The following is a 21,711-nucleotide window of genomic DNA, read 5'->3' on the forward strand; positions in this document are numbered from 1 at the left end:
GCCCCCTTAATGATCATGCTCGGCTTCAGATTTTTCAATATCCGCTTTTAACAGATAGCTGTTTGTAGTGACATACAACTGGCCGGGCTTTAAACCGGCAATCACTTCGACATAATCCATGTCGCTACGGCCAAGCTGCAATGGGGAAAAGACATATTCGCTATTATTTTTCACGAAGACACCGCTTTTATTGTCCAGTATTTGAATGGCCGATTTTTTAACGGCAAGCTCAACGTTGAATTCACCGCTTATCACAGCACCTTCGATCAATTGCCCGGACGACAGTTTACCGTCACGGTTATCCAGCTTAACTCTGGCCAGTTGATAGGGCTGGGTTAATGATGGGATGATATGCGCAATTACGCCGTTAATCTCAGTTTCAGCGGCCATAATGACCACTTTTTGTCCTGTCGCGACAGCATCTTGTTGTGACGGGTACAGGCGAAAATCTGCCCACAGGCCGCCAAAATCAGCAATGCTAAACAGCGTCTGCTGCTGTGCGACTTCACCAACATTGGCGCTGCGCTGAATAATAACGCCGTCAATTGGCGCTTTAATGGTATAGGTATTTAAGCTCTCATTTGACTCGACAACGGCCAGTACATCGCCTGCTTTTACGCTGTCACCCAGCGAGAATTTCACCGAGGTAAGAATACCGGGAAAACGGGCATTAACATGGCTGATGCGGTTTGGATCAGCGCTAAGCTTGCCATAAACAACCTGATGTTGGCGTAATCGCTGGCTGTCAGCACGGTCTGTGACAATATTAACTGCCGTAGCCATATCATCACTAATGCGGCTGCTTAGGGTTTCGTTGTGTTCATGCTCGTCGTTTTCGTCGTGCCCTTCATGCTCATTGTGTTCTTCATGTTTTTTGTGCTCTTCATTTTTCTTAGTGTCAGATTGCGGCTTTACCGCTTGTTCTTTGGCATGGACGTGAGCTTGTTCTTGCTCATTGGCGGCCATTACATGCATCGGCATCAGCCAGGCTGCAATAAACATTGCCAGTGTTACATGTGGTTTCATAATGCTATCTTCCTGTATGTTCTGTTTGCCACGTCGCACAGTTAATTAAGTGCGGCAGCGGGGCAATAATCTTGTCAGTTACTGCGTTACCGGCTCGGCGGTAAGCTGTTCAATCGTCGCCTGGCTCAATAGCACCGCAGTGGCGGTTTCCAGTAAGTGTCTTTTTGCCTGCAACAATTCTTGCTGGGCATTAAGCCAATCCTGATAATTTGAGCGCCCGCGCTGGTATGCATCACGCGTAAGATCCAGCGCTTGTTCCAGGTTGGGGATCACGTACTGCGCCAACTGTTGGTGACTGGTAATAAATTGCTGTCGTTGCGAGTACGCATCAAACAAGCGTTCATGCAGGATCAGTAAGCTATCCTGCTGTCGATACTCGACATTGTTTCGCTCTGCCAGCGCAGCTTCGATGGCTGCACTATTGCGACGTTCAGCAAATAACGGCACTGAGATACCAAAGGTAAGGCCTGTATCATCACTGGCCTGATAGCGTCTTACCCCTACCTGCCAACTCAGATCGGCGCGATTCTGGCTTTGTGCCAGTCGCACTTCAGCGTCTTTTAACCGACGTTCAGAGGCAAAAATGGTTAACGCCGGCGATTGTTGCAGCCGCTGATACAGCTCAGCAAAAGGGCGGCTTTGGCCAAAAGCAAACAAGTTACCTGCCACAACGTTAAAGTTGGCGCTGGTATCACCCCAAAAACGTGCTATGGCTATTTTTTGCCGCTCAATGCGCTGCAACAGGGCGTCCCGCCCGATCTGAACCTGCGCCAGTTGCGCCTTTGCCCGCATGATTTCAGCATCTGACAAGGCACCGCTGGCAGCACGTTTTTCAGCGCTTTGCAGCAGGGCTTCTGAGAGCGCTACGGCCTCTTCTGTCAGTGTCAATTCCTGCTGGCTGGCCAATAGATTAATATAATTGCGGGTAAGCTCTGCCAGCACATCCAGGGTTTGCGCCTGTTGCTGCCATTCAAGAGTATTGAGCCTGGCGTCTACTACCGCAGCGCGCCATTGAGCTTTATTATCCAGCTCTATCACGGAAGATAAGGCGATTGTCAGCTCAGCACCGGCCAGCCCTCTGGCCTCTCCGGTGCCCGCAACATTCTCAAGCTCTACACCGAGTTGATAACCGGGTTTAAGGCTTTGCAAATCACGCTCTGCAAACAGACGCTGTTGCGTAAATTTAAACTGATGCAGCTGAGGGTTGTGTTGCAGCGTTTTATCTATTGCCTGTTGTAATGTCAGTGCTTGCGGCTCTGCACGTAGCGGAAGCGCGCAAAATACCGCCGCCAGTATTGCTGGCAGCATTAGTGTCATACGCATGGGTATGCTCCTGAAAGTTAATCGTTAATAAAAAAAGATAAACAAGCAGGATCAGATATTTGGCGGCGGCACCGGTGGGGGATAGCTAATGAGGTTTAACCCTGGTTGGGTAGCGGCTATAACACTGTCACGGAAGTTAAGCAGTTCCATGCCCTGAAAAAAAGCGATATAGCAGGTCACATGAGCATGATTACTGTGTTCGTCGGCATCATGCTCAGAGTTATGTGCAACGTTATGTGCAGTGACTTGCTCACTGCTTACGTCGAAAAGGGTATCTGAGTGGCAGTGTTCATGTTGCAGGTCAGTGTAGGCATGGGCATGATCAGGCAAATGCATAACTAACGCATCACAGGCCATCACGGCATGATTCAGCATAATCAGCAACAGTAATAATAAGCCTGATGTACGACCTAACATAAATCCCTCAGTAAGTTAGCGCTATGGTAGCGCTATTGCGACTTACGCTTTTAGCTGTAAAATCCTGCGCGCACCATTGAGTACAACTAATCCAATGATGAACCCTATTACCAGATCCGGATAGCGTGACCCGGTCCAGGTGACTAATAATCCGGCCAAAATCACCCCAGCATTTGCGATAACGTCATTTGCAGAGAAAATCCAACTGGCTTTCATATGCGCGCCGCTTTCTTTTTGTTGATGAATTAACGAAAGACAGATCACATTAGCAACCAAAGCAATAGCGCCCATAATTAACATCAACGTCGACACTGGCTCGTTACCAAACAGGTAGCGCCGTATCACCTCACTGATCACCCCAAAAGCTAAAATTAATTGCAGCCAGCCGGCAAGCTGTGCGGCGTTTAATTGAACCTTGCTACTACGCCCGACTGCGTATAGCGCAACCCCGTATACCGCTGCATCGGCAAACATATCCAAAGAGTCGGCTATTAACCCGGTTGATTGAGCCAGCCAACCGGTCACAAACTCTACTGCAAACATCACCGCGTTAATGCCCAGCAACCATTTTAAAATTAACTCCTCACGCAGCGAACCTGATTCTGTGGATTGTCTGGCCTGCGTTACCTCTTCGGGTTTCACCGGCCCGGTCTTTGTCAGCGATGCGCCCAGCCCTAAGCTGTGCATTTTTGTTGTAATTTCATTGGCATTCACCGTGTGAAAAACGCGAACCTGCCTTTGTCGGATATCAAACTGTAACAGAACACCGGGCTCAACTGTTTCCAGCGCCATACGGATCAAACGCTCTTCGGCAGGGCAGTCCATTTTAGGCACCCTAAATTCACTAAGGTAGGCATATTTTGCATGCTTATCAGGTGCATCAACGGCGCTATTTTCACTGTTGCCCGTTTCGCTACACTTATCATTGGAACAGCATTTTGCATTCATAACCGATAAACCTTGGGTTGATATGAAACCTAGTTTAAACTCTGTAGTTACTATAGAGTCAATAGGCAGTATCGAGATGATCAAGATTGGAGAGCTGGCAAAAATCTCTGGCTGTTCTGTGCAAACCATCCGTCACTATGAAAAGGAGCAGCTTCTTGCGGCGAAACTACGTAGCGATGGTAATTTCCGCCTCTACGATCACGCTGATATCGAGCGGTTGCTATTTATTAAACACTGCCGGAGTTTAGATCTGAGTTTGGCAGAAATTCGTCAGTTACTGAGTTTGAATGACTCGCCAATGTCGCAGTGTGATGATGTTAATCAGATGATTGAACAGCATATCGAGCAGGTAGAACGTCGCATAGCGGATTTAACGCAGCTTAATAAACAACTAAAGGCTTTACGTCTTAGCTGCAACTCGAAGCGCACGGTAGAGCACTGTGGTATTTTAAAACAATTGAATGAAGCCGTTAGTCAAACCAACTAAGTTGTTATCAGCAATAAATAGGTGAGTCTTAATGCACCAGCACAACCATTCATATATCAAAGACGACAGCGACAACCGGATCGCTATGGCTTTTTTCTTAATGTGGGTTTTACCCTAATTGAGTTTATCGGCGGTTGGTTAACCAACAGCACAGCAATTATGGCAGATGCAGTGCATGACCTGGGTGATAGCTTATCTATTGGCAGTGCATGGCTGTTGAACCGGCTTGGCCGAAAGTCTGCAAACCGACAATTTACTTACGGCTACCGCAGATTGTCATTGTTTGGCGCCTTAATTAACGGCTTGGTATTGATTGCCGGATCGGTTTGGGTACTGACTGAGGCAATACCGCGGCTGGCTAACCCGGTAATGCCAGTGACAGAGGGAATGCTGGCTTTAGCTGTGCTGGGTGTTGCAGTCAATGGCTTTGCCGCTTACCGCTTGAGCAAAGGAAATACACTGAATGAAAAAGTGCTGAATTGGCATTTGCTTGAAGACGTTCTTGGGTGGGTTGCAGTTTTGGTTGTGGCTATTGTGCTGCAATTTGTGGATTGGCCTATCCTTGACCCTTTGCTTTCTATTGGTTTCACCTTATTTATTTTGGTTAATGTTTTACGAAACCTCAGCACAACTGCGCGTTTATTTCTGCAAGCCGCGCCAGATAGCAAATTGCAAAATGAAATCCAAGATACTTTGCTGAAAATTGATGAGTTAGACAGCATTCATCACCTGCATCTCTGGTCGCTTGATGGTGAACATCATGTACTCACCGCACATGTGGTAACCAATGCCAGCAAGGCATTTACTGCAAACCATTATGCCGATATTAAGCTGCGTATTGCTAACGCATTGGAGCAGTTTGATTTAGCACATACCACGATAGAGCTGGAGTTAACACAAGAACATTGTCGGGATGAATTCCCGGATAAGGTGCAGTGAAGTGACCGTCATTACAACGTTAGGTTTATTTATCATTACTGCAATAGCAGAAATTGTCGGTTGCTATTTGCCTTACTTGTGGCTGAAAAAAGGAGCTTCAGCCTGGGTGCTGTTACCTGCTGCAATCAGTCTGGCATTATTTGCCTGGTTGTTAACGCTTCACCCAACGGCTGCTGGACGTGTTTACGCGGCTTATGGCGGAGTATACGTAACAATAGCAATAGTCTGGTTGTGGGGAGTAGATGGCATTCAACCACACCGCTGGGATCTGGCTGGCGTGGTGCTAATGCTCGCAGGCATGGCAGTGATCATGTTTGCGCCGAGATAAACAATTTGTTTTGAGCACGGTATTACGAAAAGAAAGACTTAGGTACTTTTATCATTTATAGCAATGGTTTTTCTGTTCTTGATTAAGAATTTTTCAGAATACATTGTGTATCAAATGTTAGTCGCCCACAAAAATGGTTACAGCAGTGCCTGATTTACCTATTTTTTACAAGGTGTACGCTTTGTTACTATTTCAGTTAAAAAGCTGCACTTTAATCACTATTAAAGTGCGAAATGAGCATGGTTTCTTTGTATTGACGTAAATGTCTGCTTTTCGCTCAAAGCGGTCCAATCATAAATTTGGCTCGTTAAAATTAGCTGTTGTTACTGGTCATAACAGCTAGTCAGAAACACACACGATTTCTTCATCTATCTGGCCAATCACCTTAACGGCGTTCCTTAGCATGTTAGCTCTATGAAATTTCTGGAGCTGACAATGAGAACGCCTTTGTTACCTTGGTTTATCCTATGGGTGACCATCCCAATCATTATTTTCTTTCTATTCATCTTACCCGCCTATGCCAGTGACGAGCCATTCTATCAGCGTGGTCAGGAAGGCTGGTTTTGGTATCAGGTCATTCCTGGGCCAGCGGAGGCTGAAGAGCTTATTAAGCCGGAATCTGGTGCGGCAGAGTCGAGTAAGAGCGGGCTAAAGCCTTTCAGTGCTGCCTGGTTTCGTGAGCACATGCAGTCGTTCATGGACAAGGCAATTGATGAGCCGACGAATGAGAACGTCAGAGCCTATCTGTATCTCCAGCGCGTCATGATGGATAAGGGCTCACAGTTTGCTGATGTTAGTCAGCAGGTAGTCATGGGCGATCCAGTTTTGGATGAAATCAGTCGCAGACCCTTGGCTACCTATGCTGCCAATCGGATGGATCGAGAAGCTGGCGCTCAACGAGATATTGCTTTAGGTGAAGTAGCAAAACGGGCTGGCTTATTCTTCTTCTATCGTTCTGATTGCCCTTACTGCCATGCTCAAGCGCCTATCATCGAATCAATGGCTTTGAACTATGGTTTCGAGGTGTTTGCTATTGCAGTCGATGGCTTGCCTTTACCTGGTGGAGAGTTTCCTCATTACAAAGTCGATTCAGGACAAGCCCAATCCTTGTCCGTTACGACTGTTCCAGCGGTCTTCTTAGTAGACCCGCCTAATGTCATCACTCCGATTGGCCAAGGTGCAATGAGCCTCGATGAGCTCAATAATCGAATCATTCTCGCAGCCCATCAAGCCGGTTGGATTGACGATCAAACTTACTATGCCACCAGACCTGTTCAACCCGGCGTGTCACTCGCGATGTCAGCGCAAGAGCTTAACGAAAAAATATTACAGGACCCTGAGTTTCTTGTTCGCTATCTGCGTGCACAAGGAGGGTTATAACGATGAAAAAAGTATTCCGAGTATCGCTTATCGCCTGTGCGATTGGTTTTTCATCTATGAGCCAAGCAAGCTTGCAACAGGAGATGAATCAGTTGTTTGGTTCAATGACCAACACCACTGCGCCTGGTGTATTCGAGAGTCAACGACGTGGCGTTATATCTGGAGGAAGTGTTGTTGTTCGTAACAGGATCATGAATGAGAACCTCGTCTCTATGGTGCCACCGTCATTCCAAGCCGGTTGTGGCGGCATTGATATGTTCGCTGGAAGTTTGTCATTTGTTAATGCTGATCAGTTCGTTCAATTGCTTCGCTCTGTGGCGGCAAATGCCAAGGGATATGCATTCCAACTGGCGCTCAGCGCTATGTGTGAGAAATGCTCACAGCACATGGAGACTCTGCAAAAGAAAATCCAGCAGTTGAACGAGTATTTTGGCAATTCCTGTCAAATGGCTCAGGGAGTCGTGAACGATACCTTGGCTGCTTTTGGTAAGAAGGGGCAAACAGAAGCCAGCATGTTGAGCTCACTTAAAGGGGCTGGAGACGTTTTTACCAGTTGGAGTGAGTCCAATGGTAAGAACCCTTATGAGAACGCTTCAAGTGTCGCGGCATCTGATGTGAACAAAACGATTAAAGGCAACTTGGTTTGGCGAGCACTGAAACGTCACTCGGCATCAAGCTGGTTTGCATCGGGGGATGACCGTTTTCTTGAAGCGGTTATGTCAGTGACTGGTTCGATCATTGTTGGTGATTTGGCTAATGCGGCTGATGGTCAAGGTAAAGCCCCAAAACTGACCAGACTGAATGGCAATAAAGTGACTATTGAGCATCTAATTCATGGCGGTAACGTCGCTATGTACCGATGTGACACAGTGACACAAGACGGCTGTCTGAATCCGACAATCACTAACGTGACCCTAACCGGGTTATCAACCCAGGTAGAAAATTTACTGCTTGGTACAGGTTCTAGTAACGGCATTATTTTTAAGTTTGCTCGAAATACTGGGGCAGCTAGCACCACCGAAAAGGCTTTTATGACCTCGGCTCCTGCGAGCATTGGCGGCATGATTCGAACACTTTCTGCATTAAATGAAGGGGCTGCTAGGTCGTTTGCTTCAAGAGCTGCGCCATTTATTGCTGTTGAGATGGCCCGAGCATTGGTTGAAGACATGCTCAATGCAGCTAGAAGTACCTCCGGTGTGGAAGATCATGCCTATGCGAAGTTATTAACGGAAGACCTTGAACGTGCACGTCGCCAAATCAATGAGGAGTACGCTGCGTTGCAGCGAAGATACGGCTCAGAGCAAGAATTGCTGGCGCATTTTAACCAGGTGATACAGACCATTCGCAAACAGCGTTATTACACCGTTAAATCTACGGCACTGGGGGAATAGGTCATGTGGGAGATCTATTCCATCGGGGATTCGGCATTTTTAGAGCAGGTCTTGAACGCTGTCGCGATGATTACTGGTACAGGCGACTTTACTTCAATGGTTCGCATTGGCTTGCTCATTGGGGTATTGATGGTCTCTGTTCAGGCCTTAATGCAAGGCGGTCGTGGCATTAACTTTCAACACGTTTTAGTCTCATGGCTAGTCTTTGCAACCATGTTTGGACCCAGTACCCGAGTGAGCATTGAGGATGCGTACACGGGACAAGTTCGAGTGGTTGATAATGTGCCCATCGGTGTTGCTGCCGCAGGCAGTACGATTTCAACTGTCGGCTTTCAAATCACGCGATTGTTTGAAACGGCGTTCTCAACTCCCGCCATGACGGAATACGGCTTTGCATCCAGTTTACAGTCACTGATTAAAGTGAGAAAACAGGTGATGGATCGCTCGGGGTTGGGTGATGCAAATCGTGTCGGTGGCTCAGATATCGAGCAATCGTGGTTTAACTACATCAAAGAATGCACCTTGATTGGCATCGACATCGGCCAAAAGAACCTAGATCAGGTGCTGAGTGATCCTAACCCGATGACTGCGATTAGGTTTGATTCGCGCATATATGGCACACGCATCATGCTAAGTGGTAGCAGTAGCGATCTGGACTGCACCGATGCCTATAGCCAACTGAAACTCATGACAGAATCAACCTTCATTCCGAGGCTTAAACAGGTTCTGTCAGCCTCATTGGGGACTTCGTCAGCAACGGATACTGATGACGTGATCCGAAATGCACTGAATAACCTTGGTTTGGCTTTGGTTAACACCCAAGAGTACATGACCGCGTCAGTGCTTTTGCCTATTTATGAGCAAAGCGTGACGGGCAAGTATATGGATGATCAAGCTTTCACCGCCGCCGTTATGGTTAATCAAGCGATTGAACAGCGCAATACACAATGGGCGGCGGAGCAGACTCTTTTCCAAAGTATCGTTCGTCCGATGATGACGTTTTTTGAGGGTTTCATTTACGCCATCACCCCTTTGATGGCCTTTGTGATAGCCCTAGGCCAAATCGGGATGCGAATGGCTGGGAAGTACTTGTTAATCCTGCTTTGGATTCAACTTTGGATGCCTGTCATGGCTATCATTAACCTGTATATTCATTTAACCGTTGCAGGGAAAATGTCGGCTCTTGATGCCTTTGCAGGTACAGAAGTGCCATCTTTTGCTGGGTTGATGCAGATGGATTCAGTGCTGCAAACCTGGATAGCTACTGGCGGCATGTTGGCGTCGAGTGTTCCGGCAATTTCGCTCATGCTCGTGTATGGCTCAGCAATAACTGCAACCCACTTGGCTGGACGTCTTCAAAACGGTGATGCCATTGATGAAAAGATGGCAAGTCCAGATGTCGCGAAAAATGCCCCGGTGATGCAATCACAGTCAATGTTCCAAAATTCAGCCCTCACTGGTTCTGCTATGACCGGCGCGTCAAACCTACTTAGCAGTTTCTCTGTCGGAAATGCGGTGGGTTCAATGGTCGGCTCTGCAAAAGAATCCATGACTCAGGCAACTCAAGCCTTTAGCCGTCAAGTTGGCAATACCATGAGCCGAACTTTTGGTGAAAAGCTAAGTTACGACAATCTATCTTCAGTTGGACGTCAAATCGGTTCTTCTAATTCCGCATCTAGCGCCGTTGTTAATCAGGTTACTGATGACCTACAAACTCGGTATGGTTTCGGAGACGATAAAAAAGATGCTGTACGTGGCTTGGTATCTGGCGTGTTATCGGGAGGCCTAAGGGTCGGTGGCGATGGAACTATTACTAATCCCGGTGAGAAAGAAGTTGCTGATAAGGGTTTTCTTGGAAGGCTTCTTGGTACGGGCGGCAATGATTCTCCACAGGGCAACTTGCCAGGAATGGATAAGCCAGATTCATCTCGTGTACCAAAACTATCAAGGGTACGAGCTGGGTTGGATCTAGGTGGTAACTTTAGTGGCCAAGTTGAGTCGTCAGAAGGCAGTTCTCGGTCTACGACCGCAAATACGCTCACTGGGGAGATGCAAAGCTTGGCATCGAGTGATTCACGACGTGCTGAGTTTCGCGATGCGATGGTTAAGGACCTTTCAGATTCAAGACGCTCTGGCGTTGAGATGTCGTTGTCTAATCAAGACTATCAGTCACTTCAGAGTTCAGCACAAGACGTTATCACGGCATCAAACCGCTTTAGTGAGCTTGATCAGGCCAGCTACAGTCTATCAGGACAAAGGAACACGGATGGTGCGACGTTAACTCGATTAGCAGCGGATAATCCTGAAGTCATGGATTATTTAGGTCGCTATATGAACCAGCATGTTGAAGCAGGTAACCGATTACGTGAAAACCTTCCAATGTATCAGCGCTTGCTACCTGATGATAATCAGGCGTATGTGGCCGCAGCTATGGAGTCTTTAACCTATAGCAACTCCTCGACGCCCGCTGAACGAGACAATGACTATCAAGCAGCAATGACTGTTATGGCCATGGCTACCGGAGCCGATTTACGATCAATTCAGCCACGCTCTAATGAAGGCTTGTCATCAACGGCACCTACTTTTGGTGGCACTCAAAGCCAAGTTGAATCCGGTGTTCTGGGAGGCTATGAGGGTGCTGCAAGAGTTCAAACGCAGTTCAATTCGGCTCAATCTGCTTACCAAACCAATCTTTCTGGTGTAGATGGACAGCTGAATGCGCATCAGCAACAAGCCCAGCAGGCCGTAGCTTCTGACACAAGTACCTATCAATCTGGACTAAACAGTGAAGCTGGCTCTCAGTGGCGATCTCGCATTATGGCTGATGATAGCGGAGTCTCTGGTGCTGAAATGTTCTTCAACAGCGCCAGTGCTATTGGTGATTTCAGTGGCAAGCATACTGATGCAGCTCTGCATACCTTGAATCACTTTGGCGAAGACTATGAGAGTTACAAAGAACAAGCGCTTGAAGATCCTGGCTCACGAGGTTTCTTGCACAACGCAACGGTGGCCAGCAAATCAACCTGGGATGGGTTAAAAGCCGCCGTTGATGCCGGAACCTCTTTGGAAAATCCATTGACGGCGTTTAATGATGCATACAGTGGATCGAGTTCGCAGTATGCCTCCGAAGTAAACTGGGGCACTAAGTCTGAAGCCATGTTGGCGGGGGCATTTGGTGCGGCAGTTAACAATCGATATGGTGAGTTCTTAGAACAGTATGCCGATGATTTCAAACAGGAAGCATACAGCGAAGGGCAGAGAATGGGATTGACCCCGATTCAAAGTCAAGTGTTCGCTCAAGCTTTCAATGAAGGTTTGGCGGGACGCGTATTCAACTCTGAAGACTCATCGAGTTGGTCGCCTGAAATGCTAGGTCTAAGGGAGCAAATGCTAAATGAGTATCGTCAAAAGGATGAGAGTGGCGCTTACATCCCTGACAGTGTGTCCGAAGAAGATAAAGCATTTGTGGATAAGCAGATAGCGGTGATCTCAAATGCATCGCTAGCGGGAGATTATGCTCAGAACAACTTGATCGATATTAGGGCTTATAACCAGGCATCAGGAAGGAACTGAAAATAGAAGGTAGCCAGCTTGTGGTGGGCTGGCTATTTTTTTGGCTTTTTGGGATACCTTGGATAAAAGCCATCAAAAAACGAATGGAGCTTATACCAATACCATTTTTCTTCAATGCTCAAAGTTCTACCCGAATCTTTAACTTGGCTACTCAAGAATCTAATTCCAGTACAAATAGCTATGAAAAAGAGTCCCAAACCAACAATTGTCCAACTCGCTTGCCAATATGCGATTGCTAAAAGCATCGTGATGATGGCTATTAGGCCGATGGGGTTACAGGTCGCTTTGAATCCCAAGTAGCCGAAAAAAACGACGGTGCAGAACAGAAATGGTAAAGCCGCTAACTTGGCTGATGCTGTTAATATTTCTGATGGAAAAAAATGAGCCGCAGCCAAAGTCGCCAGAAAAAGCCCCAGTGATATAAACCAGCAGCGTGCTGGTAAAGATTTAAGTAAGTTTGTCATCTTCTTAGTACTCTCAAAGTGCACGGGCGGTGCACAATCAAATCATGCATCAGCATGTTAGTTCTCAAAAAGTGCTCTAGTGGTTTGCTCGGCCATAATCTCACACACAGGACATTTAAGCTGAATACGCTGTTGAGATACCGTCAAATAAAGACTGCCGCATCGACACCGGTGTAAGGATGCTAGTTGTGATCTTAAATCACGAGCTAGAACCCAACCTTCATTGATGGTCAGTTTTTTCCAGGGGATCTCAGCTGGAAGATCTGCTTCTTCTCTTGCAACCAAGTACGCATCGTAAGCCTTCATCAAAGCATCGATATTTAATTGCTTGTAGACATTATCACCACCAATATTGACATAAAGCGCCATCAGCAGGGAGCCTTCAACTAAGGCTCTTCTGCTTTTAACGATGGCATCAGATTCTGGCAATTGACCAGGACAAGGTGACTTGCCAGTCACTTCTTTGTGGAGTCTTCTGATAATGTGGATTGGCAAACCTGTATCGAGCGCGATAATGGTGGTTCGAAATCCGTATTTAATAAGCAGCGAGGCTCGGGTAAACAACTCACTTTTGGACAGGTTATCAATCATGCATCCCCCTTGTTGTTTAGGGTTGATAATAAATAAGCGATTCTTGTGATACCTGTGCCTTTGCTCTTCACCATCTCAATCAGTTGGCTTTGGTTACCCCTTGGTTGAAACAGCATGAATGATGAGGTCGCCACTCGTTGCAGGTCGTCAACTCCAGCATTAATCAGCGCATCAACCACATCGCGTGTAAGTCCAAAGCGCAAGACGGCCTCTTGCGGATCAATGCGCGCCAATTCCCGTGCTGCGTGTAGGTATGCCAAATTTAATTGATAGAAGTCTTGTTGATTGGTTGTCATTGACGGACCTCCAGTTCATGTAAAATATTGCGATAGATAGAAAGCACTCTTTGCCCATACCAGCGTGCACGCTCTTCGTTCCAACTGTGATAGCGGCCTATGCCAAGCTCTAAATCGTTTGGTGAAGACTTGATTGCTTCGGCCAAAATACTGGAGCCGACAGTAAGGTTGGTGATGGGGTCTAGCAGTTCGGCTGCTGAGCTCACTCGATGCCCATGCCAATGCAAATTGATTTGCATAAGGCCAATATCGAGCTGGTATTTTTCACTCTCTTGAAGTGCCTGGTTTAACAGTTGCTCCGCTTCTGTCTTAGATTTGGCGTAGGTTGCGTTTGAACCATTGCGAATTGCGTATGGCCATGGACTGGTCATGTTAAGACCTCGATGTGAGGCGGACTCAGCCAAGGCAACGGCGTAGAGCATGACTGGATCAATACCAACACTTTGTGCTGCTTTTTCCCACTGATAGCCCGGAAACGCATAGACTGAAGTGCTTGCGGACATGGCTATCACTAGGGCAACGGTTTTTGCTTTAATCGTTTTCATTTTTGTCCTCTAATTGATTTCCGAGAAGCGCCTGAATGGCTTTCGGGCTTATTCTTTTCAAAGGCACTGCGCTAAAATTGGCGATGCCTCTCGTGTAAACTTGTGCCGCTTTTGACCAGTCACCCACGGCAACAGGCGCTTGCATATCAAATCCTTTTTGCTGGTTCTGATGGTCTGCAATACCCTGTAATAGCCTTGGGTATTCACCCACTTCGTCCCGCAGCAAGTAAGCCTGGTAGCGTGTTAAAAACTCTTTTTGCTTAAAGGGGTATTCCCTATCATCAACTTTGCAGAGTTCAACCCATCCCCCCATGTCTGAAATCACGCGGTGGATAAGTGCATCGTCAAACATCACGGATGTCCAAGCGCCAACCTGACGAACAGCCTTGTCAACTTTGTTCCAAGCAACCATGGCTCTTGAACCCGAGTTGCCATCGATATGCTTGATGACGTCAGCGGGCTTTGGAAAAAATTGCCCAGTATCCGGTGATTGAATATGCCGAGTCAGACCGATTCGCACTTCTTCAATGCTATAAGCACGAAGGGCTTCAAATGCGATGGATAGCAATTGCGGTGATACGCTTTTGCCATACATGGCCCAAGCTGCTCCCCAAACTTCAGCAAACTCGCGTTTATCAACCTCCTGCACTTGAACGAACCTCCCTAATACCTGGTCCGGCCCAGCTTTCAGCGATGCGACGATTGCTTTCTTCAATATTCAATTGGTGATTGCTGCCCTTTAGGCTCGTCGATGATTGCTGTACTTCATCAATGCGAACGTACTCGTCTTCCCATTGCCGGTTTAAAAGCCAATTATGTGGCATAGGGGTCTTAGTCCGATCTTGATACTGCAATCGGTTGTCTCGTTGCTCTTTCCAGCGTGTTAGCACTTCCAAGGCGAGTTCATGGTCTTCATTGAGGCCCATGCGTAGCCATTCTTCTTTGGCTTTCGCTTTTTTTTCTTTGCGTATTTGTACATCCCAGAAGTCTTCAAACTGTATGTGGTCAACAGTTTTAACTGTTGGTTTATTGCTTCTCTCAGAGTCATCCGACCGTTGAGAGTCCCTTACTGGGTTGCCATCAGGCATAAACAATGATGAAAATTCTTCTGGTAGCCGAGCTTGAAAAGCGGCAAGAGATTTCAAAAGCGATGCCATACCAACGAAGTCGGCAGGTACATCTTTAAACAACCGAAAGGCTGCCTTACCTTGGTTTGGGTTTTCGATTGGGTTGTGCTTCAGAAAGCTCCGAATCAAAGTCCAACCGGATTCCTCGCAACGAATCAGGAACTGATCTTGTTCTAACTCATTTAGAGCCTTGGCAACCTGTTGATCATCCCAGTTCAAGTCAGAAGCAACGTAACCAATCGGCAACCGAAAGCAGCCAAGCAAATTACAATGTGGGCATGTAAGCAAATACAGTCCTAGCAACTTCGCAGAGTCACTCCAGGACAAAACGTTTTGCTTTAGCCAAAAGCGGGTATAGACCTTGCCATAATCACGCATGGAGGTACTCGCTTCTGTGTTTACGTAAAATGCTGACCATTACTTGCCCTTAATCCTACTGGTTACTGGCTTTCAGCTCGCTTTGGCCTTCGGGATAGATGTCCGGTCTTAACTGGGATCGGGTTACCTGTCCTTGCGTAGCTTGTTCGATGGGTAAAACGAATTCAGCGGGAACACGGCCTGATTTATTCAACCAAAACCAGACGTTTTGCTGTTTTGAGTTGATGGCTCGCGCTAATGCTGATTGCCCGCCGACCAAGTCAATGGCACGGCGGAGATGTTTTTGTGTCGTGTTGAACACTTCCATACCGTCTCCTGTTACAATAAAAACTGTTACAAGATTGAATGTTACAGTTTAAACTGTAGATAAGTCAACAGTTAAAATTGTTGAAAGGCTACAGTTTTATTTGTAGAATACGGGCTTATGAAAACTTTATCCGAACGACTAAACCATGCCTTGCAGCTTACTGGGGTGACTCAGTCTGAGTTGGCTCGTCGCATTGGTATCAAACAGCAGTCGATCAGCCAGATTTGCTCTGGTAAATCGGCTAGGTCTCGTTACACCATGCAGATCGCGGAGGCGCTTCGCGTGAATGCTCATTGGCTCGCCACAGGTGATGGCGAGATTGGCTTGGGGGTCGGTAATGTAGAAGTCGGGCCTGATATTAAGGGAAGAATTCCTCTCATTAACTGGGTTCAGGCCGGTGATTGGACTGAAATAGCGGAGGGATTTGCCCATGAAGATGCTGAGGAGTGGCGTGAAGTCACTGGGAAAGCACATGAGGGTTGTTTCGCACTTCGCGTAAAAGGCGACAGTATGGAAAATCCAAGCGGAAAAAAATCCATACCTGAGGGAGCAGTGATCGTTGTTGATCCTGAGTTACCGTACTCTTCAGGTTCATTGGTTGTTGCGCGTTTGGATGATTCGAAAGAAGCAACCTTTAAGCAGTTGGTTATTGATGGTGAACAGAAGTACCTAAAACCTTTGAACCCACAATACCCTGCAATACCGATCAACGGCAACTGCACCATCATTGGTGTAGTACGACAAGCTATCATCGATTTTTGGTAGCGAAGGAATTTGTGGTTTAGCCACAGTTGTTCATGAGCTGAAGAAGCAACGATTGCAAACAGCTACAACTGAGCATTGGCGCACGCTGAGAGTAAATGGTAACCGATTAGATAACCATTGATTGTTTATAAAGTCAAGATCAGCGAAAATAGCGGCCAATTACGATTAACACGACGGATTTGACAAGCGAAGAACTGAAAAGAGAGTACTTCCAAAAGTGTGTACAAATCCGTGTACAAACTAAAAGAATTTATACATGGCAAACCAAGATTTTCTTAATGAAATCAATAAGCGAAGGACCTTTGCTATCATCTCCCACCCTGACGCCGGTAAAACCACCATCACTGAAAAGCTTTTGCTGCTTGGTCAGCTGATTCAAACAGCTGGTTCTGTAAAAGGTCGTAAAGGTGATAAGCACGCTACATCTGACTGGATGGCAATGGAAAAACAGCGTGGTATCTCAATTACCTCTTCTGTGATGCAATTTCCATACAAAGATCGTATTGTTAATTTGCTTGATACACCTGGACACGAAGACTTCTCGGAAGATACTTACCGCACACTTACTGCAGTTGACTCTGTATTGATGATCATCGATGGTGCGAAAGGTGTAGAGGATCGTACTATCAAATTGATGGACGTTTGTCGTTTACGTGACACGCCTATTTTGACTTTCATCAACAAAATGGATCGTGATATTCGTGATCCGATTGAATTGTTAGATGAAGTAGAAGAAGTCCTAAAAATCGCAGCGGCTCCTATTACTTGGCCCATCGGCATGAGTGATTTCTTTAAAGGGGTTTATAACCTTTATACCGATACTATCCATGTTTTTGTTCGTGGACGCGGTCATACCTTGATGGATGATATTCGTATCGAAGGTTTGCAGTCTAATGAAGCAAAAGAATTGCTTGGTGATGATTGGGAGTCTTATGTCGACGAGATTGAGTTGGTTCGTGGAGCGAGTCATGAATTTGACCATGACGCTTATTTGAGAGGTGAACTCACTCCGGTATTTTTTGGTACAGCATTGTCGAACTTTGGTGTTCGTGAAATGTTGGATGGCTTTGTTGAATGGGCTCCTGCGCCCATTGATCGCGAAACCAATAGTCGTAAAGTTGAGGCGAAGGAAGAGAAGTTCTCAGGCTTCATTTTTAAAATTCAAGCCAACATGGACCCTAAACACCGAGACCGTATTGCGTTTATGCGAGTGTGTTCTGGAACCTATAGTCGTGGCATGAAAATACGCCATTGCCGTATTGGTAAAGATATTAAAGTGACGGATGCGGTATCTTTTACAGCAGGGGATCGTGAGGGGGTTGAAGAGGCCTTCTCTGGTGACATTATTGGTTTGCATAACCATGGTACGATCCAGATAGGTGATACTTTTACGGAAGGTGAAGATTTAAAGTTCACAGGTATTCCTCACTTTGCGCCTGAGTTATTCCGCCGTGTACGCTTAAAAGATCCGATGAAAATGAAAGCTTTACAAAAAGGTTTACAGCAACTTTCTGAAGAAGGTTCCACTCAGTTATTCATGCCTCAACGTAATAATGAGCTCATTGTTGGTGCAGTTGGTCAGCTGCAATATGAAGTTGTCGCGTACCGTTTGAAAGACGAATACAAAGTGGAATGTATTTATGAAGCGGTAAACGTCAACTCGGCACGTTGGGTTGAGTGTGATGATGCTAAGAAATTTGAAGAGTTTAAAAACAAGTGTAGAGATAACTTAGCGATTGATGGTGGCGGGCATTTGACGTATTTGGCACCAACTCGAGTGAATTTGATGATGGCAGAAGAAAAATGGCCTCAAGTTCGATTCCACTCAACGCGTGAACATTGATCAATACTTGACTAAATTACTCGGATAAGCGGATAATTCATTTATCGAAATGGTTTTAGTGGTATTGGAATGAGCATGGTTGAATCGATTGATCCTATTGAATTTACAGACGCAGCAGCTGCAAAGTTGCAATCGTTAATTGAAGAAGAAGAAAATGATCGACTTATGTTGCGTGTTTATGTGACGGGGGGCGGTTGTTCCGGCTTTCAGTATGGTTTTACGTTTGATGAAGATCATCAAGAAGACGATACAGAAATAAAGCGTAATGGAGTTACTTTGGTTGTTGACCCATTAAGCTTCCAATATCTTGTTGGATCGGAAGTAGATTATAAAGAAAACTTAGAAGGTGCGCGCTTCGTTGTGCAAAACCCTAACGCCACATCTACATGTGGTTGTGGTGCAAGTTTTAGTATTTAGCTTCTGATAAAACAATTGATAAAAAAATAAACCTTCCACACGTTATTCGTGTGGAAGGTTTTTTTATTTGATTGTTACCGCTTTTCGGCTTGTGCTATTTGATTATATGGCCAGCGCATTTCAAACCGTGTACCGCCTTGTGCTGTTGGGTGGCAACTGGCTTCGCCATTATGTGCTCTAGCAATAGCAGCAACCACAGCCAAACCTAAACCACTTCCTGTTGCGTTACTGTCAGATGAGCGTCTGAATGCGGTGAATACATGTGGTGCTAAGGCTTCAGCAATACCGGGGCCTTCATCTTCTACACATAGAGTCAGTGAGTTCTGTGTGCTTCGTGTTTGAATCTTAATGCAACCTGGTACAGCATGTTTGATGGCATTGGTAAGTAGTGCGATGAGTGCTTGTCTGATTCTAACAGGGTCACAAGAAGCATCTTTTACGGCTAGATCTAGTTCCACATATTGATGTGCTTTGGCTAGAGAGTCTTTCATGAACTCGACAACCGAGGTGATTTCTGTATTTAAATTGATATATTGTGATCTTAAATTTAGATGACCACTTTCTTCTAGGCTGACGACTCGTAAATCTTCTACAAGATTTTTTAATCCATCCACCTGTACTAATAAACTGCGTAATTGATGGTTATCTGGGGTAAATATGCCGTCGAGCATACCTTGTAAACGACCATATAAAATAGTGACGGGTGTTCGTAATTCGTGGGCAATGGCTGCGTTCCAAAATCTTTGCTCGTTGGTCATTCGTTCTAATTTCTCTGCGAGTAAATTAAAATCACGAATAAGCTGATTTGTTTCATTTTGTGCATTATTGAATGACGTTGCTCTCGCCGACAAATCGCCTGCTGCGAGAAGGCGAATGCCTTTCGTAACGGAGTTGAGTGGAGATAAAATATGACGTGCCAAATTGACGGCTACGGCTACGGCTATTGTCAGTGCTATGATGGTTGTTCCTGCTAGCCAGATGAGTTCTGGTGCCGCAGGAATATAGCTGTCTACAAAGATATAATCTGGCCAAAATGTATCCATGAAATAGTAAAAAAGATACGCTGTAAAGAACACAAGCAATACCGCAAGTAAGGTGATAGCAATCATTGAAGCAATGATTTTGCCGCTTAATCCAGCTATTTTCATTTTTGATCCCATAAGCGATAGCCAATGCCTCTTACGCCAACAGGAGTATCTGTAACGCCAACTAACTCTAATTTTTTTCGTAGTTTACTGATATGGCTATCCACTGTGCGTTCTAATGTATCGCCTTCAGGTAAGCAGCTTTCTAATAGTTCAGTTCTACTATAGGCCCGCTTTGGTGTGCGAGCCATAAGTGCTAAGAGCTTGAATTCAGTCAGTGTTAGTGTGATGTTTAAGTGCTCGCCTTCTTGCTCTACCGAAACTGAATGGTTTTCTATATCAATGTGTAATGGACCCACCTGCAGAGTTTTTTGTGACAAAGATTCTTTCATCATCGTTCGGCGCAATACTGCTTGAGTTCGCGCCACTACTTCAGCTGGGTTAAAGGGTTTGACGACATAATCGTCTGCCCCGATACGCAGTCCCATGAGTTTATCGATATCTTGATCCATGGCGGTTAGCATTATTATAGGGGTATTGCCGCGGTGACGAATCTCAGAAAGTACTCGCCAGCCGTCAAGTTTAGGCATCTGGACATCTAGTAAAACAATATCCGGTTTATGTTCTAAATGAAGTTCCAGCGCTTGAAAGCCATTGTTTGCATGTAAAGTGCGCATGCCAGATTTCTCTAAATAGGCAATCAGAATTTCTGCAATATCAAGTTCATCTTCCGCAATTAGTATCGTTGCTTGGGTATCAGTGTTTATTGCTGAACCTATTATCTCGTTATTCATAAAAAGTGTTCATCTCCATCAAATCTACATACATTCTCGGCCATAGCTCCATTTAGTAAAAGTAGAATTTAGATTATTCAATGTTTACTTGCCTTAGAAGGTATAGGATTTTCGATGAAATTTAACCTTAGTAGTACCCGCTATGGAATGATTGCGGTATTAGCTTTTATTCTGACCGCTTGCGATCAGTCGCAATCAAGCAAAGAGCTTTTGGTATCGACACCTTTAGTGTCGGCGGTTTCTTTAACGCCTGAGGCGTTAACTGTGAGGGACACATTATCAGGTCGAGTCGCTCCGGTACGAATCGCTGAAATTCGCGCTCAGATTGGTGGAATTGTACAAGAAAAGCTCTTTGATCAAGGTAGTGATGTAAAAGCAGGTCAGCCTTTATACCAAATTAATCCGGCACCTTTTTTAGCAGAAGTTGATAGTGCGACTGCTGCTCTTAAGCGGGCGGAACTCTCATTGGCGCATTCTCAAAAGCAAATAGTGCGATTGAACTCATTACTTAACTCTAATTCAATCAGTCGCCAAGTGTACGACGATGAGGTTTTTAAACGAGACCAAGCGTTGGCTGAGGTCGCACAAGCGCGGGCGACGCTAGCACGTCGTAAACTCGATTTAACATTTGCCACCGTAGAAGCTCCTATTTCTGGTCGTATTGATCAGACTTTAGTGTCAGAAGGGGCGTTGGTTAGCAGTACGGATAGCAGTCCAATGGCACGAATTCAGCAGATCGATCAGGTTTATCTTGATTTGCGACGTCCTGCATCTTCTCTTGAATCCTTACAGAAAGCGTTAACGAAACAGGGAGTAGAAGATGGCTTGCTAGTATCGGTTTTACGTTCTAACGGCGAACCTTATGACTTAAAAGGATATATCGTATTTTCAGGTATTAGTGTTGATGCCGGTACGGGAGATGTGTTGTTGCGGGTGCTAATAGACAACTCAGGGCAGCAGCTTTTACCTGGGATGTTTGTGCAGGCCAAAGTGGATCGTAGTTATTACGACAAGGCTTTGATGTTACCTCAACAGGCGATAGTCCGTTTTGAGGGGCAATCGCAGGTGTGGGTTATCGATGAAAATAGTCAGGTGCGTCTCATTCCAGTCGAATTAGGGGAGTTGGTTGATAGATATTACCGCTTGAAGGCGGGGGTAATGGCAGGCCAGAAAATTGTTGTCGAAGGAATGGATCGGTTGGTGAATGGTATGGAAGTTCGCGTACAAGAATGGACGTCGAACAAGTCAGTCTCTGCGATTGCTCATTAATTCTACAGTTCTACTTGT

The 21,711-nt window shown here is 45.8% G+C and carries 22 protein-coding genes and 1 pseudogene; 10 read left to right on the forward strand and 13 right to left on the reverse strand.

The window, feature by feature from the left end:
• Positions 1-6 precede the first annotated feature (6 nt).
• The 4 genes from B6N13_RS18970 to B6N13_RS18985 all read right to left on the reverse strand — a co-directional run bounded on the left by B6N13_RS18970 (position 7) and on the right by B6N13_RS18985 (position 3,714).
• Complete coding sequence (locus B6N13_RS18970; RefSeq protein WP_011788522.1) at positions 7-1,026, reverse strand: efflux RND transporter periplasmic adaptor subunit; 1,020 nt, start codon at positions 1,024-1,026, stop codon at positions 7-9.
• A gap of 78 nt (positions 1,027-1,104) precedes the next feature.
• Entirely contained in the window at positions 1,105-2,349 is a 1,245-nt protein-coding gene (locus tag B6N13_RS18975; RefSeq protein WP_008985545.1) for a TolC family protein, read from the reverse strand.
• Positions 2,350-2,400: 51 nt separating this feature from the next.
• Positions 2,401-2,766, reverse strand: a complete 366-nt coding sequence (locus B6N13_RS18980; protein WP_011788523.1) for a hypothetical protein — start codon at positions 2,764-2,766, stop codon at positions 2,401-2,403.
• Between the two features lie 42 nt (positions 2,767-2,808).
• Entirely contained in the window at positions 2,809-3,714 is a 906-nt protein-coding gene (locus B6N13_RS18985; protein ID WP_011788524.1) for a cation transporter, read from the reverse strand.
• 22 nt (positions 3,715-3,736) lie between these two features.
• On the opposite strand from B6N13_RS18985, the gene cadR reads away from it, so the two are divergent.
• The 6 genes and pseudogenes from cadR to B6N13_RS19015 all read left to right on the forward strand — a co-directional run bounded on the left by cadR (position 3,737) and on the right by B6N13_RS19015 (position 11,812).
• Complete coding sequence (cadR, locus tag B6N13_RS18990; RefSeq protein ID WP_011788525.1) at positions 3,737-4,201, forward strand: Cd(II)/Pb(II)-responsive transcriptional regulator; 465 nt, start codon at positions 3,737-3,739, stop codon at positions 4,199-4,201.
• A 31-nt stretch (positions 4,202-4,232) separates the two neighbouring features.
• Positions 4,233-5,140, forward strand: a pseudogene (locus B6N13_RS18995) (cation diffusion facilitator family transporter).
• A gap of 1 nt (position 5,141) precedes the next feature.
• Positions 5,142-5,468, forward strand: coding sequence for a YnfA family protein (locus B6N13_RS19000; RefSeq protein ID WP_011788527.1), 327 nt, complete (start codon positions 5,142-5,144; stop codon positions 5,466-5,468).
• Positions 5,469-5,903: 435 nt separating this feature from the next.
• Positions 5,904-6,848, forward strand: a complete 945-nt coding sequence (locus tag B6N13_RS19005; protein WP_011788528.1) for a thioredoxin family protein — start codon at positions 5,904-5,906, stop codon at positions 6,846-6,848.
• Between the two features lie 2 nt (positions 6,849-6,850).
• Positions 6,851-8,239 carry a conjugal transfer protein TraH gene (locus B6N13_RS19010; RefSeq protein ID WP_011788529.1) on the forward strand — a complete coding sequence of 463 codons (1,389 nt, stop codon included), beginning with the start codon at positions 6,851-6,853 and terminating at the stop codon, positions 8,237-8,239.
• A 3-nt stretch (positions 8,240-8,242) separates the two neighbouring features.
• Positions 8,243-11,812 carry a conjugal transfer protein TraG N-terminal domain-containing protein gene (locus B6N13_RS19015; protein ID WP_011788530.1) on the forward strand — a complete coding sequence of 1,190 codons (3,570 nt, stop codon included), beginning with the start codon at positions 8,243-8,245 and terminating at the stop codon, positions 11,810-11,812.
• 32 nt (positions 11,813-11,844) lie between these two features.
• Here B6N13_RS19015 and eexS read toward each other — a convergent pair whose 3' ends face one another.
• The 7 genes from eexS to B6N13_RS19050 are packed head-to-tail and all read right to left on the reverse strand — an operon-like array spanning position 11,845 to position 15,520.
• Entirely contained in the window at positions 11,845-12,276 is a 432-nt protein-coding gene (gene eexS, locus B6N13_RS19020) for an entry exclusion protein EexS (RefSeq protein ID WP_011788531.1), read from the reverse strand.
• A gap of 57 nt (positions 12,277-12,333) precedes the next feature.
• The gene (locus B6N13_RS19025; protein WP_000566753.1) at positions 12,334-12,867 is read right to left on the reverse strand and encodes a FlhC family transcriptional regulator; all 534 of its coding nucleotides are present in this window, start codon (positions 12,865-12,867) and stop codon (positions 12,334-12,336) included.
• On the reverse strand, positions 12,864-13,163 hold the full coding sequence (locus B6N13_RS19030; protein WP_011788532.1) for a flagellar transcriptional regulator FlhD: 300 nt from the start codon (positions 13,161-13,163) through the stop codon (positions 12,864-12,866). The genes B6N13_RS19025 and B6N13_RS19030 overlap by 4 nt, the downstream gene beginning before the upstream one ends.
• A complete protein-coding gene (locus B6N13_RS19035; protein ID WP_000848909.1) occupies positions 13,160-13,708 on the reverse strand; it encodes a lytic transglycosylase domain-containing protein in 549 nt (182 codons plus the stop codon). Before B6N13_RS19035 ends, B6N13_RS19030 begins: the two co-directional genes overlap by 4 nt.
• On the reverse strand, positions 13,695-14,357 hold the full coding sequence (locus B6N13_RS19040; RefSeq protein WP_001158521.1) for a DUF6475 domain-containing protein: 663 nt from the start codon (positions 14,355-14,357) through the stop codon (positions 13,695-13,697). Before B6N13_RS19040 ends, B6N13_RS19035 begins: the two co-directional genes overlap by 14 nt.
• On the reverse strand, positions 14,344-15,213 hold the full coding sequence (locus tag B6N13_RS19045; protein ID WP_011788533.1) for a hypothetical protein: 870 nt from the start codon (positions 15,211-15,213) through the stop codon (positions 14,344-14,346). The genes B6N13_RS19040 and B6N13_RS19045 overlap by 14 nt, the downstream gene beginning before the upstream one ends.
• Before the next feature lie 55 nt (positions 15,214-15,268).
• Positions 15,269-15,520, reverse strand: coding sequence for a helix-turn-helix domain-containing protein (locus tag B6N13_RS19050; protein WP_011788534.1), 252 nt, complete (start codon positions 15,518-15,520; stop codon positions 15,269-15,271).
• Between the two features lie 117 nt (positions 15,521-15,637).
• Here B6N13_RS19050 and B6N13_RS19055 point away from each other — a divergent pair, with 117 nt between their 5' ends.
• From B6N13_RS19055 to erpA, 3 genes are all read left to right on the forward strand, one after another.
• Entirely contained in the window at positions 15,638-16,285 is a 648-nt protein-coding gene (locus tag B6N13_RS19055) for a LexA family transcriptional regulator (RefSeq protein WP_000854920.1), read from the forward strand.
• A 256-nt stretch (positions 16,286-16,541) separates the two neighbouring features.
• Positions 16,542-18,128 carry a peptide chain release factor 3 gene (locus tag B6N13_RS19060; RefSeq protein ID WP_169460296.1) on the forward strand — a complete coding sequence of 529 codons (1,587 nt, stop codon included), beginning with the start codon at positions 16,542-16,544 and terminating at the stop codon, positions 18,126-18,128.
• A gap of 69 nt (positions 18,129-18,197) precedes the next feature.
• Entirely contained in the window at positions 18,198-18,545 is a 348-nt protein-coding gene (gene erpA / locus B6N13_RS19065) for an iron-sulfur cluster insertion protein ErpA (protein ID WP_211172942.1), read from the forward strand.
• 74 nt (positions 18,546-18,619) lie between these two features.
• On the opposite strand, the gene B6N13_RS19070 is transcribed toward erpA, so the two are convergent.
• Positions 18,620-19,693, reverse strand: a complete 1,074-nt coding sequence (locus B6N13_RS19070; protein WP_169460298.1) for an ATP-binding protein — start codon at positions 19,691-19,693, stop codon at positions 18,620-18,622.
• On the reverse strand, positions 19,690-20,424 hold the full coding sequence (locus B6N13_RS19075; RefSeq protein ID WP_169460299.1) for a response regulator: 735 nt from the start codon (positions 20,422-20,424) through the stop codon (positions 19,690-19,692). The genes B6N13_RS19070 and B6N13_RS19075 overlap by 4 nt, the downstream gene beginning before the upstream one ends.
• Before the next feature lie 114 nt (positions 20,425-20,538).
• Between B6N13_RS19075 and B6N13_RS19080 the strand changes: the two genes are divergently transcribed.
• On the forward strand, positions 20,539-21,693 hold the full coding sequence (locus B6N13_RS19080) for an efflux RND transporter periplasmic adaptor subunit (RefSeq protein ID WP_169460300.1): 1,155 nt from the start codon (positions 20,539-20,541) through the stop codon (positions 21,691-21,693).
• Positions 21,694-21,711: the final 18 nt, after the last annotated feature.

This window comes from Marinomonas sp. UCMA 3892, assembly GCF_012726345.1.
Taxonomy (GTDB): domain Bacteria; phylum Pseudomonadota; class Gammaproteobacteria; order Pseudomonadales; family Marinomonadaceae; genus Marinomonas.